Annotated in this window: 14 protein-coding genes, 12 tRNA genes and 1 pseudogene; 21 read left to right on the forward strand and 6 right to left on the reverse strand. The window is 38.2% G+C overall.

The features are described from left to right. Window positions 1-63: 63 nt before the first annotated feature. The 12 genes from AC1DOS_RS11600 to AC1DOS_RS11655 all read left to right on the forward strand — a co-directional run bounded on the left by AC1DOS_RS11600 (window position 64) and on the right by AC1DOS_RS11655 (window position 1,276). A tRNA-Met gene (locus tag AC1DOS_RS11600) sits at window positions 64-140 on the forward strand. 3 nt (window positions 141-143) lie between these two features. Then, a tRNA-Asp gene (locus tag AC1DOS_RS11605) sits at window positions 144-219 on the forward strand. A gap of 144 nt (window positions 220-363) precedes the next feature. After that, window positions 364-439: transfer RNA gene (locus AC1DOS_RS11610), tRNA-Phe, on the forward strand. A 13-nt stretch (window positions 440-452) separates the two neighbouring features. Continuing rightward, a tRNA-Thr gene (locus tag AC1DOS_RS11615) sits at window positions 453-528 on the forward strand. Between the two features lie 9 nt (window positions 529-537). Continuing rightward, window positions 538-621: transfer RNA gene (locus AC1DOS_RS11620), tRNA-Tyr, on the forward strand. A gap of 5 nt (window positions 622-626) precedes the next feature. Next, window positions 627-700: transfer RNA gene (locus AC1DOS_RS11625), tRNA-Trp, on the forward strand. Window positions 701-717: 17 nt separating this feature from the next. Beyond that, window positions 718-793 (forward strand) — tRNA-His (locus tag AC1DOS_RS11630). 44 nt (window positions 794-837) lie between these two features. After that, window positions 838-913 (forward strand) — tRNA-His (locus AC1DOS_RS11635). 9 nt (window positions 914-922) lie between these two features. Continuing rightward, window positions 923-994: transfer RNA gene (locus AC1DOS_RS11640), tRNA-Gln, on the forward strand. 7 nt (window positions 995-1,001) lie between these two features. Further along, window positions 1,002-1,076 (forward strand) — tRNA-Gly (locus AC1DOS_RS11645). A 10-nt stretch (window positions 1,077-1,086) separates the two neighbouring features. Further along, window positions 1,087-1,160, forward strand: a tRNA-Cys gene (locus AC1DOS_RS11650). A gap of 35 nt (window positions 1,161-1,195) precedes the next feature. After that, window positions 1,196-1,276: transfer RNA gene (locus AC1DOS_RS11655), tRNA-Leu, on the forward strand. A 98-nt stretch (window positions 1,277-1,374) separates the two neighbouring features. On the opposite strand, the gene AC1DOS_RS11660 is transcribed toward AC1DOS_RS11655, so the two are convergent. Next, complete coding sequence (locus AC1DOS_RS11660; RefSeq protein ID WP_108588019.1) at window positions 1,375-1,566, reverse strand: hypothetical protein; 192 nt, start codon at window positions 1,564-1,566, stop codon at window positions 1,375-1,377. A 195-nt stretch (window positions 1,567-1,761) separates the two neighbouring features. Here AC1DOS_RS11660 and AC1DOS_RS11665 point away from each other — a divergent pair, with 195 nt between their 5' ends. The 4 genes and pseudogenes from AC1DOS_RS11665 to AC1DOS_RS11680 all read left to right on the forward strand — a co-directional run bounded on the left by AC1DOS_RS11665 (window position 1,762) and on the right by AC1DOS_RS11680 (window position 4,146). Beyond that, window positions 1,762-2,058, forward strand: coding sequence for a DUF5658 family protein (locus tag AC1DOS_RS11665; protein ID WP_477537633.1), 297 nt, complete (start codon window positions 1,762-1,764; stop codon window positions 2,056-2,058). A 116-nt stretch (window positions 2,059-2,174) separates the two neighbouring features. Next, window positions 2,175-2,778 (forward strand): annotated as a pseudogene (gene wrbA, locus AC1DOS_RS11670) (NAD(P)H:quinone oxidoreductase). A 211-nt stretch (window positions 2,779-2,989) separates the two neighbouring features. Further along, window positions 2,990-3,274, forward strand: a complete 285-nt coding sequence (locus AC1DOS_RS11675; RefSeq protein WP_477537634.1) for a DUF5658 family protein — start codon at window positions 2,990-2,992, stop codon at window positions 3,272-3,274. A gap of 107 nt (window positions 3,275-3,381) precedes the next feature. After that, window positions 3,382-4,146: an STAS domain-containing protein gene (locus AC1DOS_RS11680; protein ID WP_477537635.1), complete on the forward strand. Its 765-nt coding sequence runs from the start codon at window positions 3,382-3,384 to the stop codon at window positions 4,144-4,146. A gap of 79 nt (window positions 4,147-4,225) precedes the next feature. On the opposite strand, the gene AC1DOS_RS11685 is transcribed toward AC1DOS_RS11680, so the two are convergent. After that, window positions 4,226-4,918: a B3/B4 domain-containing protein gene (locus tag AC1DOS_RS11685; protein ID WP_477537636.1), complete on the reverse strand. Its 693-nt coding sequence runs from the start codon at window positions 4,916-4,918 to the stop codon at window positions 4,226-4,228. Between the two features lie 55 nt (window positions 4,919-4,973). Here AC1DOS_RS11685 and queG point away from each other — a divergent pair, with 55 nt between their 5' ends. Further along, window positions 4,974-6,110 carry a tRNA epoxyqueuosine(34) reductase QueG gene (gene queG / locus AC1DOS_RS11690; RefSeq protein WP_477537637.1) on the forward strand — a complete coding sequence of 379 codons (1,137 nt, stop codon included), beginning with the start codon at window positions 4,974-4,976 and terminating at the stop codon, window positions 6,108-6,110. A 12-nt stretch (window positions 6,111-6,122) separates the two neighbouring features. After that, window positions 6,123-6,596: a tRNA (uridine(34)/cytosine(34)/5-carboxymethylaminomethyluridine(34)-2'-O)-methyltransferase TrmL gene (trmL, locus tag AC1DOS_RS11695; RefSeq protein ID WP_108588013.1), complete on the forward strand. Its 474-nt coding sequence runs from the start codon at window positions 6,123-6,125 to the stop codon at window positions 6,594-6,596. Window positions 6,597-6,980: 384 nt separating this feature from the next. On the opposite strand, the gene AC1DOS_RS11700 is transcribed toward trmL, so the two are convergent. Then, complete coding sequence (locus AC1DOS_RS11700) at window positions 6,981-8,285, reverse strand: NCS2 family permease (protein ID WP_477537638.1); 1,305 nt, start codon at window positions 8,283-8,285, stop codon at window positions 6,981-6,983. Between the two features lie 160 nt (window positions 8,286-8,445). Between AC1DOS_RS11700 and AC1DOS_RS11705 the strand changes: the two genes are divergently transcribed. Beyond that, window positions 8,446-9,282, forward strand: a complete 837-nt coding sequence (locus AC1DOS_RS11705; RefSeq protein ID WP_477537639.1) for an aldo/keto reductase — start codon at window positions 8,446-8,448, stop codon at window positions 9,280-9,282. A 46-nt stretch (window positions 9,283-9,328) separates the two neighbouring features. Here AC1DOS_RS11705 and AC1DOS_RS11710 read toward each other — a convergent pair whose 3' ends face one another. Genes AC1DOS_RS11710 through AC1DOS_RS11720 form a run of 3 tightly spaced genes read right to left on the reverse strand, consistent with a single transcriptional unit; the run spans window position 9,329 to window position 11,125 of the window. Beyond that, window positions 9,329-10,174 carry an RluA family pseudouridine synthase gene (locus tag AC1DOS_RS11710; RefSeq protein WP_477537640.1) on the reverse strand — a complete coding sequence of 282 codons (846 nt, stop codon included), beginning with the start codon at window positions 10,172-10,174 and terminating at the stop codon, window positions 9,329-9,331. 53 nt (window positions 10,175-10,227) lie between these two features. Next, window positions 10,228-10,698: a thioredoxin family protein gene (locus AC1DOS_RS11715; RefSeq protein ID WP_477537641.1), complete on the reverse strand. Its 471-nt coding sequence runs from the start codon at window positions 10,696-10,698 to the stop codon at window positions 10,228-10,230. A gap of 1 nt (window position 10,699) precedes the next feature. Next, window positions 10,700-11,125 carry a disulfide oxidoreductase gene (locus AC1DOS_RS11720; protein ID WP_477537642.1) on the reverse strand — a complete coding sequence of 142 codons (426 nt, stop codon included), beginning with the start codon at window positions 11,123-11,125 and terminating at the stop codon, window positions 10,700-10,702. 132 nt (window positions 11,126-11,257) lie between these two features. Between AC1DOS_RS11720 and AC1DOS_RS11725 the strand changes: the two genes are divergently transcribed. Further along, complete coding sequence (locus AC1DOS_RS11725) at window positions 11,258-12,802, forward strand: GNAT family N-acetyltransferase (RefSeq protein WP_477537643.1); 1,545 nt, start codon at window positions 11,258-11,260, stop codon at window positions 12,800-12,802. Between the two features lie 181 nt (window positions 12,803-12,983). Then, on the forward strand, window positions 12,984-14,329 hold a 1,346-nt coding region (locus AC1DOS_RS11730; RefSeq protein WP_477537644.1), incomplete at its 3' end, for a phospho-sugar mutase.

Here is a 14,329-nt window from a genome sequence, read left to right on the forward strand (position 1 = left end):
GCGTGGAAGACATCCACTAAGCTATAAGCGTAGAAGCAATGGTGTTTACAACAATAATATTATCTCGGGGTGGAGCAGCACGGTAGCTCGTTGGGCTCATAACCCAAAGGTCGCAGGTTCAAATCCTGCCCCCGCAACCAAATGGTTCCGTGGTGTAGCGGTTAACATGCCTGCCTGTCACGCAGGAGATCGCGGGTTCGATTCCCGTCGGGACCGCCATTTTTTATGAAGTATTAAGAATTTGAGATAAGCAAAGAAGGTCGAGGAAGCAAAATGAGTGAGTGAAGGAGCGTACTAACGTACGTGACTGAATGAACGAATGAAGCTGACAAAGAGATTCAAATCTTAGCACAAATTCAATGTGGCTCAGTAGCTCAGTCGGTAGAGCAAAGGACTGAAAATCCTTGTGTCGGCGGTTCGATTCCGTCCTGAGCCACCATTATATTTATCCAGCCGGAGTAGCTCAACTGGTAGAGCAACTGACTTGTAATCAGTAGGTTGAGGGTTCAAGTCCTTTCTCCGGCACCATCTTCAATTGGAGGGGTAGTGAAGTGGCTAAACACGACGGACTGTAAATCCGTTCCTTCGGGTTCGGCGGTTCGAATCCGCCCCCCTCCACCAACTTTAGGGGCATAGTTTAAAGGTAGAACAGAGGTCTCCAAAACCTCTAGTGTGGGTTCAATTCCTACTGCCCCTGCCAATTTTATATCTTTTATGGCGGTTGTGGCGAAGTGGTTAACGCATCGGATTGTGATTCCGACATTCGAGGGTTCAATTCCCTTCAGTCGCCCCATTTTCCTAACTTAGATTAAAGCTTATATTCAATAACACATTATGGCGGGCGTGGCGAAGTGGTTAACGCATCGGATTGTGATTCCGACACTCGGGGGTTCAATTCCCCTCGTTCGCCCCATATTATTGATGGGGTATAGCCAAGCGGTAAGGCAACGGATTTTGATTCCGTCATGCCCTGGTTCGAATCCAGGTTCCCCAGTATTGTTGCGGAAGTAGTTCAGTGGTAGAACACCACCTTGCCAAGGTGGGGGTCGCGAGTTCGAACCTCGTCTTCCGCTCCATTTTTATTTTGGCGGCATAGCCAAGTGGTAAGGCAAAGGTCTGCAACACCTTTATCACCGGTTCAAATCCGGTTGCCGCCTCCATATATTTTTAGATTTTTGTCTGCTTGTAATAATTTGCCCGAGTGGTGGAATGGCAGACACGCCGCACTCAAAATGCGGTGCCGTAAGGCGTGCCAGTTCGAGTCTGGCCTCGGGTATCATTTAAAAAGCAGTATCTACTTAATTGTAGATACTGCTTTTTTGTATATTTAAAGAGGAAACTGCAATTGTTTCTGTTGCAGCACATTACGAGGAATTATTTCTTATCATTATTTACGGGGTGATTGGGTTCGCGCTTAATATTATTTTTGGCTGCTTTGTTTTGACCAACCGTATCCAAATCATCCGGACTTACATCGTATCCATAGCCAAATTCTTCACGTTCAAATGTTGCCTTTTTCATATTCTTATTTTGTCTTTGCTGATTCCTGCTATTATTTGTACTCAAAGAAACTCACCTCCATTTCTAATAGTTTGTTCTGAATGAAAAAGTTTATTCTTTTTAAATTTCAAGTCGAACATTTAAATAAAATACTTAAATAATAATAAAAGCAGTGCTCGAAGTTTGTGGACATAGAGAAGTGATTATTCGTATAAATAAATGACCACACTGATTTTATCAAAATTGGTATAAGGTGATTAAATGATAAGCTCCGCATGGTTGTTAGTGCTATTGAATAGTTTGGATGGGATTGCCACTTATATTGGTATTTCTCTATCGATTATTACGGAAGCCAATCCTATATTGGCAGAACTAAATCCCTTTTATATTCTAATGATTAAGTTATATCTAAGCACTTTTCTAGCGGTACATAGTTTACAACACCGGATGCTGCTGTTTGGAAGAGGATTTAAATATCTCCTTAGTTTTGCAAATGTTTGTTATTTGTTAGTATTTGTTGCTCATTGTTTTTGGATTGGTTTAAGCATGGTGAACTAATCGAACTAATAAAAAAATGGAGTAAAATTAATTTTAAAGGGAATACAGGAAAAGTAGGCATTAGTAATCGCGAAATTCAGTACTAAGCTAGAAAATCTAACAGGGAGATGAATATTATTTCAAATGTAAAATTAGCAATCATCTACTACAGTTCTACACTATCAGTTAGCTAAGTGGGCAGAAGAAGGTGCAAAAGAAAACGGTGCTGAAGTGAAAGTATTGAAAGTGCCTGAAACAGCTCCTCAGAGTGCCATAGATTCAAATCCGGCATGGAAAGCAAATATGGATGCTACCCAAAATGTGCCTGAAGTCACTTTAGCTGATTTAGAGTGGGCAGATGCAATTATATTTAGTGTTCCAACACGTTTTGGGAATATGCTTGGTCAAGTGAAGAGTTTTTTAGATACAACAGGAGGATTGTGGTTTAATGGCAAGTTAACAAATAAAGTTGTGAGTGCCATGACGTCTGCACAAAACCCTCAAGGCGGACAAGAGGTCACAACATTAGCACTATATACAACTATGTACCATTGGGGAGCAATTGTGGTTGCACCAGGGTATACCGATCCTGTAGTGTATGGTGCTGGCGGAAATCCATATGGAACTAGTGTATCAGTCAATCAAGAAGGAAAAATGGTTGAGGATGTTCAAGGTGCTGTGACACACCAAGCAAAACGAACTGTTACAGTAGCTGAATGGGTTAAAAAAGCGAATCAATAATACATAGGAAAATATTTCTTAAATAAAAAAGGCAGACTGTGAGAAGTTGAACAACTTCTCACAGTTCTGCCTTTTAAGATTCCTTCAATTTCTCTTCGAATATATATTTATAAAAAACGAAATTTCCTCAGTGCTTCGGATTGATAATCCTTCAATATACATACCATATAAGGATTCAAAAAAACACTTGAGGTGAGCTATTCTGTCGAACTTGGCATTACTCATTGTAGTTTTTAATGCAGTGGATGGAGTACTAACATACATAGGACTAAAAAATTCTCAAATGGAAGAACTTAATCCATTATTGAGTATGCTCCAGCCTGAGTTTGTTCTCTTTCTTAAACTATTGCTAAGTGGTTTATTGTACTATGTCATTTATAAAAAGGGGTTGAAGAGGTTTGGAAGTAAGATTCATATTCTATTATGGTTAGTCGTGGCTATTTACACGGGTGTAATTATTCTTCATCTCTTTTGGTTTATACCATTCTTGTTTTAATTAAATAATAATAAAACTATCTATATGACCCCACAATAATTGAATTAGGATTTCCCCTAGATTTTGTATATACTATAGATAATAATTAGAGGGATAGGATGATTTAAATGAATGAAGTAGGATCAATACCGAACGAAATCTCCATGCTAAGAGCATTAAATAGTATCGGTGAAAATATTATCATTGCGGATAAACAGTTCCTTATCAAATGGATGAATAGTAATGCCTCGAAGTTATTGTCGGTTGTCGCACCGTTATATCAGCTAGAAGACAGTCAATCCTTTATTGGACTGAGTATGGACTACTTTCATAAACGTCCTGAACTTCAACGACAAGTTATGGATCGTTTAGAGACTACCCATCGAACACGAATTACGATTCGAGATCGTTTTGTTACGGATATAGTGGTTACACCTATTATGGACGACCTAAACGAAATTGAAGGATATATTGTGATGTTAATGGATGTAACTACAAAATCAGAAGAAGAAAAAAAGAAAGAAAAATTGATTAAAGAACTTTCTATTCCTATTTTACATGTATGGAAAAATACGATTGCATTGCCGCTAATTGGTGAGTATGATGCAGAGCGAGCAGACTTACTTATTTCTTCTGTGTTGATGGAATGTTCTGCTCACCGTATTGAGTATGTTTTGATTTCTTTAATTGGTCTACGTAATTTTGATTCAGAAGTTCAATTTTATATACAAAAGTTGTATGATTGCTTAAAGTTAATTGGAGCAAAATGCATATTGGTTGGCATCAGTCCGAAGCTTGCTATTTCGATGGGGGCTCTTGAAAGAGATATCCCAACATACAGTTCAACTTATGCTGGTTTAGAAGTAATCATTGAACAACAACAGCAAAACTAATCGAAAAACCGCTTCCTTGTGAAGCGGTTTTTATTTGCTTTGTAGAACGAGGAAAAGCAATAGAGAATGATGGAAACAATTAATCAATCGAAGCTTGTGGATGGTCTTTATCTAAAATGACGGTTGAATAATTTCCTCCGTTTACTTGTGAAAACATCTTTCCAGCGGACTCAATTAGTTTTTTTGCATCTTCTAGGGGTGTAGAAGGTAGTAAAAAGAATACCTGTAACCCTTCTATTGTAGTTTCATTAACTATTGTACGAATTGAATCGACATAAGGGCTACCAAACGGGCCTAATGCATCTTCAATGGTTAATATGCCACTTAAGGTATTTTCACGTCCATTTATGCCTGTATATACAGACTCAGCACTACCAAGTACAATTTGGATAGCACCTTCTACATGAGATAAATCATATAGACCTACAGGAATTTCGTATTGCAAAGAAAAGAAGTTATTTAAGTCGACTGCGCTATTCAATGGCTGCAAATAGTTTTGATTGCGAATACGACGCATCATAGCCTCCATAGAGGGGCGATAACGACCAGGGTCCGCTCCAAGCTTTTTCCACAAGGCTCTCCACTCTTTAATTCCTCTGTAGTCAGTCAATTCTTTGTCTTCTAAATCAAAAAATAAGTGTTCTTGGTACAATTGCATGCGCCCTTTTAGCATTTGAGGAGATTCTGAGACCACAAATTTGGTATAATGGATAATGCCTATTTTAATACGTTCATCTATTAGAAAGATGGATGGATCGATTGAAATTTTCATGTTTTCACCTACAGATCATTTTTCATCATTTTAGCATAAGGAGGGAGAAGTTTTCATGAATGTGAATCAATTTCAACAAGAGCTCGTTTCATATGCACACTCAATCGGAATTGATAAAATCGGCTTTGCTTCTTCCGATCCTTTTCGCGAATTGAAAAATCGATTGAAGCGACAACAAGAGCTTGGTTATCAATCTGGTTTCGAAGAGCCGGATCTTGAAAAAAGAACGACACCTACTCTTTTATTGAATGATGCGGAAAGTATCATTTCGATTGCGATTGCATATCCGTCACGCATGGAAAACGCTCCACAAGGAAAAAAAGGCGAACGAAGAGGAATTTTTGCACGCGCGTCGTGGGGAACAGACTATCATACGGTGTTACGAGACCGTTTAGCTAAATTAGAAGAATATATTGCGTCACATATCATTGATGCTAAAACACGCTCGATGGTGGATACTGGAGAGTTATCAGACCGTGCCGTTGCACAGCGGGCAGGAATCGGCTGGAGTGCGAAAAATTGTGCCGTAATTACACCTGAATTTGGGTCTTATGTTTATTTAGGTGAAATTATTACCAACATTCCTTTTGCACCGGATACACCGATGGAAGACGAGTGTGGAGATTGTCGATTGTGCCTAGATGTTTGTCCAACTGGTGCGTTAATCGAAGGTGGTCAACTGAACGCACAGAGATGTATTGCATTTCTGACTCAAATAAAAACATCCTTGCCTGACGAGTTTCGAACTAAAATAGGAAATCGTATTTATGGGTGCGATACGTGCCAAACGGTCTGCCCCAAAAATAAAGGGAAGTTTAATATGCACCAACTYGATTTTCAACCTGATCCAGAAATTGCTAAGCCACTGCTACTACCACTGTTGAAAATGAGTAACAAGGAATTTAAAACAAAATTCGGACATGTCTCTGGTTCATGGAGAGGGAAGAAACCGATACAACGTAACGCTATTTTAGCGTTAGCTCATTTTAAAGAAGAAAGTTCGATTCCGGATTTAATTGACTTACTTGTGAATGATGAGAGACCAGTAATTCGTGGCACAGCAGCTTGGGCTATCGGCAAGATTGGAACTAAAGAGGGAAGAGCAGCTCTACATCAAGCTGTAGTTACAGAAACAGACGCAGAAGTAGTGGAAGAAATCCATAAAGGCTTAGCGTTTCAAACCGTAAATTAAGGAAGTGGAAAAATGAGCATTCACGTGGTCCTATATCAACCATTAATCCCTGCTAATACCGGGAACATAGCACGTTCTTGTGCAGGAACAGATACAAAACTTCATTTAATTCGTCCTCTTGGTTTTTCAACAGACGATAAGATGTTAAAAAGAGCAGGACTGGACTACTGGGAACACGTCGATATTCATTATTACGACGGGTTAGAGGAATTATTTGCTAAGTATCCATTAGGCGAATTTTTCTTCCTAACAAAGCATGGATCGAAGCCTCATACAACGTTTGACTATAGCGACAGGGAGAAAGATACTTTTTTCGTTTTTGGAAAAGAAACGTCTGGATTGCCAAGAGAATTAATTGATGCGAATCAAGATCGTTGTATACGTATTCCTATGAACGACAATGTGCGTTCATTGAATTTATCAAATACAGCAGCCATTTTGATTTATGAAGCACTTCGTCAACAAGACTATCCGAAATTGACTTAAAAAAATTGCAAAGTATCGCTGAGAAAGAATACTGCAATGATATATTTGCACAAATAAAAAAGGGATTGCTAGTTAGTAGCAGTCCCTTTTACATGTTTATTTTTTTTCAGGTGTACCTGGTTTGTCATCGTATCCTGCCGTGAAAATCGCAGCAAGGAATGCAACAGTGACTCCAAGAATAAGTAGTAAGCTCATAAACGTTGCCTCCTTTTGAGAGAATTAAATATCATACTTAAGTATAGCTTACTTCATTTCAAAAAGAAATATTCTCTAAGACACAAATGTGGCGAATATCGTTCAATGAGTGCACTGTCAGAAACGTCTAGCTATATACGGAGAATATCGTCAAAAAAAACGACTGAAGCACAAGGCTCCAGTCGTTTTTTAATGTGGTAAAAATAGCAGTTGATATAAGAAAAGAGCAGCGAATATATAGAGTAAAGGATGAACATTACGAGCTTGTCCTTTAAAAATCTTCAGCAATGGATACAGAATAAACCCAAGCTCAATTCCTGTCGCAATGCTAGAAGTTAATGGCATTGTTAATATAATTATAAATGCTGGGAATGCTTCATCAAAAGAATCCCAATCAATATGCTTCACAGCGCTTATCATCAAACTACCGACAATGATTAAAGCAGGTGCAGTTATCGCTGCAACACTTGAAAGAGAAGAGACAAGCGGTCCAAAGAATGCCGCGATGATGAATAATATTGCGACAGTTACTGATGTTAAACCAGTACGACCTCCAACTGCAACTCCTGCAGAAGATTCGATGTATGCCGATGTTGGGCTTGTACCGAACATTGCTCCAACTGTTGTGGCAACTGAATCAGCTAGCAAAGCTTGTTTTGCACGAGGCATTTTATTGCCTTTCATTAATCCAGCTTGTTTCGCGACACCAATCATCGTACCTGTTGTATCAAATAACGTAACGAGTAGGAAGGAAATAACAATTCCCAACATTCCATATTGGAATACATCCATCAAAGCGACTGCAGGATTCCATACTATGATGCCTTCTGGTAATGAAGGTAGTTGCATTAACTTTGCTTCAAACTTTAGTTGACCTGTGAAGAAAGCAACAATTCCTGTAGCGATCATTCCGTAGAATAAAGCACCATAGACTTTCATAACCGTTAATATCAACGTTATAAGTAGTCCAAACAATGTAAGTAACACTGGGGCACTTGTTAAATCACCAAGCTTCACTAAGTTTTGTGGATGTGCTTCAACTAAACCGGATAGACGCAAGCCGATAAATGCGATAAACAATCCAATTCCAGCAGTTATCCCGTGTTTCAAGTTTTCAGGAATAATTTCAATTAGCTTTTTACGTAATGGTGTTAATGAAAGAATGACAAAAAATAGTCCGGCAATAAAAACGGCTGAAAAGGCCGTGATGTAATTAATTTCTCCGTTGGATGAAATGACAACGGTATAAGTGAAAAATGCATTTAATCCCATACCAGGGGCGATAGCGATAGGATAGTTTGCAAATAACCCCATCCATAAAGTACCTACTGCTGCAGAAATAATAGTCGCTAGAAAGACTTGATCAAAAGGTACTCCAGCGTCTGCCAATATCACGGGATTGACAATCACGATATAAACCATCGTCAGGAAAGTCGTCATTCCTGCTAGTATTTCAGTTTTTACATTAGTATTATGCTCTTTTAAGTGAAACATAGTGTGTCTCCTTTCGAAAAGACGAACGAAATAACCAACATTCCATATATTATTCGTTTTTCAGCTAAAGTGCAATAGTTTTCATTAAAAATCTTCTCGCTCGTAAAAAAAGATTTAAGTTTGTACAATAGAAGGAGAATGAGTTGAAAGGATGAAGAACATGAAGCTTACCTTACAATCGACCAAAACTTTACATAACGGTGTTGAAATGCCAAGGCTCGGTTTAGGTGTATATAAAATGACTAACCCAGAAGAATCTATACAAGCGATGACTACTGCTCTTCAAGTTGGTTACCGTGCAATTGATACGGCTTCTCTCTATGGAAATGAAAAAGAAGTCGGAGAATCTGTGCGTACATCGGGTGTGAAACGTGAAGACGTTTTTGTAACAACGAAAGTGTGGAATTCGGATCAAGGCTATGACCAAACGTTGAGAGCATTTGAAACTTCCTTGGAAAACTTAGGCTTTGATTATTTGGATTTATATTTAACACATTGGCCAGTCCTAGAAACATTCAAAGATACATATCGTGCTATTGAACGCCTTTATGATGAGAAATTAATACGGGCAACGGGCGTTTCGAATCATCATCAACATCACTTAGAAGAGATTTTTGCAAAAGCAAATGTAAAACCAATGGTCAATCAAATCGAATTAAGTCCACGTCTTACACAGTATGACCTGAGAACGTTCTGTGCAGACAATCAAATTGCAGTAACTTCTTGGTCACCACTTGCCCGTGGTGGATTACTAAATGAACCGTCTGTTGTTCGAATGGGTAAAAAACACGACAAGACACCTGCACAAATTATTATTCGTTGGCATTTGCAGCAGGACTTAATTGTGATTCCAAAATCAGTGACACCTGAACGTATTGTGTCAAATGCAGACGTGCATGATTTTGTATTATCTTTTGAAGACATGAAAAATATTGATTCACTAAATTTAAATGAACGAACAGGTGCTGACCCAGATAATTTCAATTTTAACTTCTAAAAAAAAGAGATTCGCCGAGTAAATAAAACTCGGGAATCTCTTTTTTTTATTTGTAATCTTCTACAATGACCATTTCTTTCGTAATCGGATGTACAAATTGCAATTTTCGAGCTTGAAGTGAATAGTTATCGGCACGCGTTCTAGAACCGTACATTCTGTCTCCTGCAATTGGGTGACCAATTGAGCTAAAGTGAACACGGATTTGATGTGTACGTCCTGTTTCTAAAATCACATTTACTTTAGTAAAGTTGGAATCTTGTCCCACCACTTCAAAATGGGTAATCGCTGTTTGCCCAGATGGCGATACAGCACGACGTGCAGAATCATGACGGTCTGTGCCAATAGAAGTTCGGATAGATCCGCTTTTTTGTGTCATATAGCCGTCCACAATCGCTTCATATGTGCGAATAATTTTTTTCTCTTCAAGCATACGGTCAAGCATTGATTTGATTAGTGGATGTTTCGCAATTAAAACTAAACCTTTTGTCCCTTGATCGAGACGGTGGACGTGTTCAGCATATACGCCACCTTTCTTATTCACATGGGCTATGACATGATTCATACATGTTCCAGTTTGACCTGGTTCGTTCGGATGTGTAGCCATATCTGCAGGTTTTGAAACGACAAGTACATGAGCATCTTCAAACAAAATAGGTACTTCGCAGTTGTCAGCTGCCACATAAGAAGATGGCTCCACGTTTACATTGAATGTAAGCTTAGTACCGATTGGATGATGGTGTTGCCAAACAACAGGTTCTCCACCTTCATTCAAAATACTTTTAGCCATGCGCATTTCATGCATGATTTTCTTCCCGATTTGAAAATCATCTCGGAGAAGCTGTTCGATGGTAATGTTATCTTGTTGTAATGCATATTGAAAGGTAGTAATCATTTTTATTCCTCCTAAAAATAGACCATGTACGATGACATGGTCTACGTTATCTTCTATTTTAATACAACATCACTTAAAAATGTTTTAATCTTTTCTTCAGGTTGATTACCAACCAAGCGATCAACTTCTTTGCCATCTTCAAAATGAATCAAAGTCGGCGTTGCTTCAATCGCGTAATCTTTCCATCCTTGTTCAAATTCATAAATATTATATTGAGCTAAATCTACGTTCATTTCTTCAACTATAGGCATTAATACAGGAGTCATGGCTTTACAATGTACACAAATTGGGCTGAAGAAGTAAGCTGTTACAGGCTCTCCGCTTTCCACTTTAGCTTTCAAGTCATCAGGTAGAATAATGTTTTGATAGTTTTCATCGTCTAGTTGATCAATTGTTTCTTGTTTCAAATCATTTGTTCCATAAGGATTGTCCGCTAATTTATTGTTATTGGACATATTATTCAGGACTATAATTAATGCGAAAACTGCGACAATAATACCGCCTATAATTAATAATTTTTTCATTTTATTTTTCCCCCTTTAAATCTTTTAAAAGCATGAAGCTGGAAATAGCTATAAGTACGAATGCAGTTAAAGCTAAAAATGGAATAGTGATGAAGCCAAAGATATTGATGTACTCACCCGTGCATGACACGCGCCCACAAGCTGGTGCATTCTCGGATAAAAAGCTAACTTTTTGCAAACCATAATGATACAAAGAAATAGCCCCACCAATAACGGAGAAAATTGCGGTAGTTGTAGCGATTCGTGCATTTTTCTGCACATAAGCTATGCCTAAAATAAGTACGATTGGATACATGAATATTCGTTGAATCCAACATAACTCACAAGGTTCGTAGTTCCTAATTTCTGAAAAGAATAGGGAACCCATAGTGGCTATTACTGAAACTACCCACATAAACAATAAAATATTTTCTGATTTTTTTGTCATACCAAATCTCCTATTCTGAGTATAAACCCTTATCAAATTATAATTCTAAGTATTAAACAAGTAAAATATTTTCAACGAACTCTGAAGTTCTATATAATGAAATATGTAGCTTTTGTGAAGGAGACGATCCACATGTCAGAAGAATTTGATTTATCCCAGTTTGAAGTAAGCATGGTTATCCGACAAACAACCATGCAAGATATAGAACCAATGTTAGCTATGCAAAGGCTCTGTTTTCCTGGAATGGATCCATGGAAAGTTGATCAACTACGTAGTCACTTAAGTATTTTCCCAGAAGGTCAACTTGTTGCCGAACTCGATGGACATATCATTGGATCATGTTCAAGTTTAATCATAAACTTTGATGAATATGATGATCGACATTCATGGTCAGATGTAACGGATGATGGTTATATTACGAATCATAATCCAGAAGGATACAATATGTATGGTATCGAAGTAATGGTGCACCCCGAATATCGTCGCATGAAAGTAGGACAACGGTTATATGAGGCACGAAAAGAAATAGCACGTCAATTTAACTTGAAATCCATTATTATTGGTGGACGTATTCCAAACTATCACAAACACTCAGAAGAGATGTTGCCACGTGCGTATGTAGACGCAGTATCTAGACATAAAATTTATGATCCTGTATTAACCTTCCAAATCATGAATGGCTTTACCCTAATGCGTATTAACCCGAACTATTTACCGGATGATACTGCTTCAGGCAAATATGCCACGTTAATGGAATGGAATAACGTTGACTATAAACCAATGTCAAAACGACATTTTAAAACGAGTTATCCCGTTCGAATTTGTGTAGTTCAATATATGATGCGTGCGATTGAATCGTTTGACGATTTAGCCAATCAATGTGAGTACTTTGTTGACGTAGCTTCCGATGCACATTCCGATTTTGTCGTGTTTCCGGAAATTTTCACAACTCAATTAATGTCATTTTTGAATGAACCCTCACCTAGTCGTGCCATTCGACGTTTGACTGAATACACACCTCAATACATTGAGCTATTTACCGATTTAGCCGTTCGCTATAACGTCAATATTATTGGCGGTTCCCATTTTGTTAAAGAAGAAAATGATGAGATCTACAACATTGCCTACTTGTTCCGTCGTGATGGTTCGATTGAGAAACAATATAAAATTCATATCACACCTAATGAACGCAAGTGGTGGGGCATTAGTGCTGGTGATTCAGTTCGTGTCTTTGATACAGATTGCGGAAAAATTGCAATCCAAATTTGTTATGATATAGAGTTCCCAGAAGTTGCGCGTATCGCAACAGATATGGGTGCCAATATTATTTTCGTACCTTTTTGTACAGAAGATCGTCAAGGATTTTTACGCGTAAAATATTGTGCACAAGCTCGTGCTGTTGAAAATCAAATTTATACGGTTATTTCAGGAACAGTTGGTAACTTGCCACAAACTGAAAATATGGATATTCAATATGCACAGTCTGGTATTTATGCACCATCTGATTTTGAGTTTGCTCGTGATGGTATTGTTGGCGAAACGAGCCTAAACTTAGAAATGGTATTAATAGGAGATGTGGATTTAGAAATCTTACGTCGCCAAAGACAAGATGGAACGGTAAAACAGTTGAAAGACCGTCGTCATGATATTTATCGTATCGATTATAAAAAAGGGTGAAACGTGTGCCGCATCTCTCAGTGATTAGCTATGCCAGCTAGATTGTTCCTACATTCATAACTGTTTTCAGTTGGAAAGTAGAAATCTACGAGTCCTGTCATACTTTTCATTGTTAGAATGTGCTTCTATGCTTCTCGGGGTTAGAAGCAGCATTTCCATCGTTTCTATTGGAGGAAAATGTATGAGTTATCGACAAACTGCCACAAAATGGATGGAGTACGCTAAGCTTGAAGCTGAATGGAAGGATCAACTTTCTATAATTGCTCAAGATGAAAAACGCTTGGAAGATGCATTTTATAAGGACTTGGAATTTGGCACGGGTGGAATGCGCGGGGAAATTGGTGTAGGTACGAACCGCATGAATACCTATACAGTTCGCAAAGCTTCTCAAGGTGTAGCAGATTACGTAAAAGCAGCCGGTGCAGAAGCAATGAAAAAAGGTATTGTAATTGCTTATGATAGTAGAAGGAAGTCACCAGAGTTTGCACAAGAAGCTGCGAGTACATTTGCGAAAAATGGTATTCAAGCCTATTTATATGAAGAACCTAGGACCACACCACAATTGTCATATAGTGTACGAGAATTAGGTGCGTTTATGGGGATCGTAGTTACGGCAAGTCATAATCCACCTGAGTATAACGGCTATAAAGTATATGGTGAAGATGGTGCACAGCTTAATATAGAAGATGCTGAAGCAGTTATTGAGTATGTTCAACAAGTTGGTGATGAGCTAGCTATCGAAACAGGTAACACAGAAGAGTATTTACAAAATGGCTTGATTCAAGTGATTGGGCATGATTTAGACAAGGCCTATCTTGAAAGGGTTGCATCTATTCAACATCAACAAGAATTTGCAAGTAAAGACGCATTAAAAGTAGTATTTTCACCTCTTCATGGAGCTTCAGGTTCTACCGTTCGTCAATTAATGAAACAAACGGGATACCGGAACTTTATGTACGTTGAAGATCAGATGGAACCAAATGGTGAGTTTCCAACGCTAAAATCGCCTAATCCAGAAGAAGCAGGTGCTTTTGAGTTAGCGATGAAATTAGGTAACGAAACTGCTGCAGATATATTGATTACTGCTGATCCAGATGGAGACCGAGTAGGTTTAGCTGTTCGCCAAGGAGAAGACTACATACTATTAACAGGCAACCAAACGGGCGCTATTTTAATTGAGTATTTACTGACTCAATTAAAAGAGAAAGGCCAAATGCCTGCAAATGGTCGGGTATTTAAAACCATCGTTACGTCTGATTTAGGTCGTGTGATTGCAGAATACCATGGCTCTTCTACAGAAGATGTGCTAACTGGTTTTAAATTTATTGGAGAAAAAATTAAACAATACACTGAATCCAAAGAATATACATTCTTGTTTGGATATGAAGAAAGCTATGGTTATTTAATTCAACCATTCGTTCGTGATAAAGATGCGATTCAATCTATCTTAGCTATCACAGAAGCAGCTGCCTTTTACAAAATGGAAGGCAAGACGCTACTCGATGTCTTGCATGACTTATTTGAACG

The organism is Paenisporosarcina sp. P5_A11, assembly GCF_056400705.1.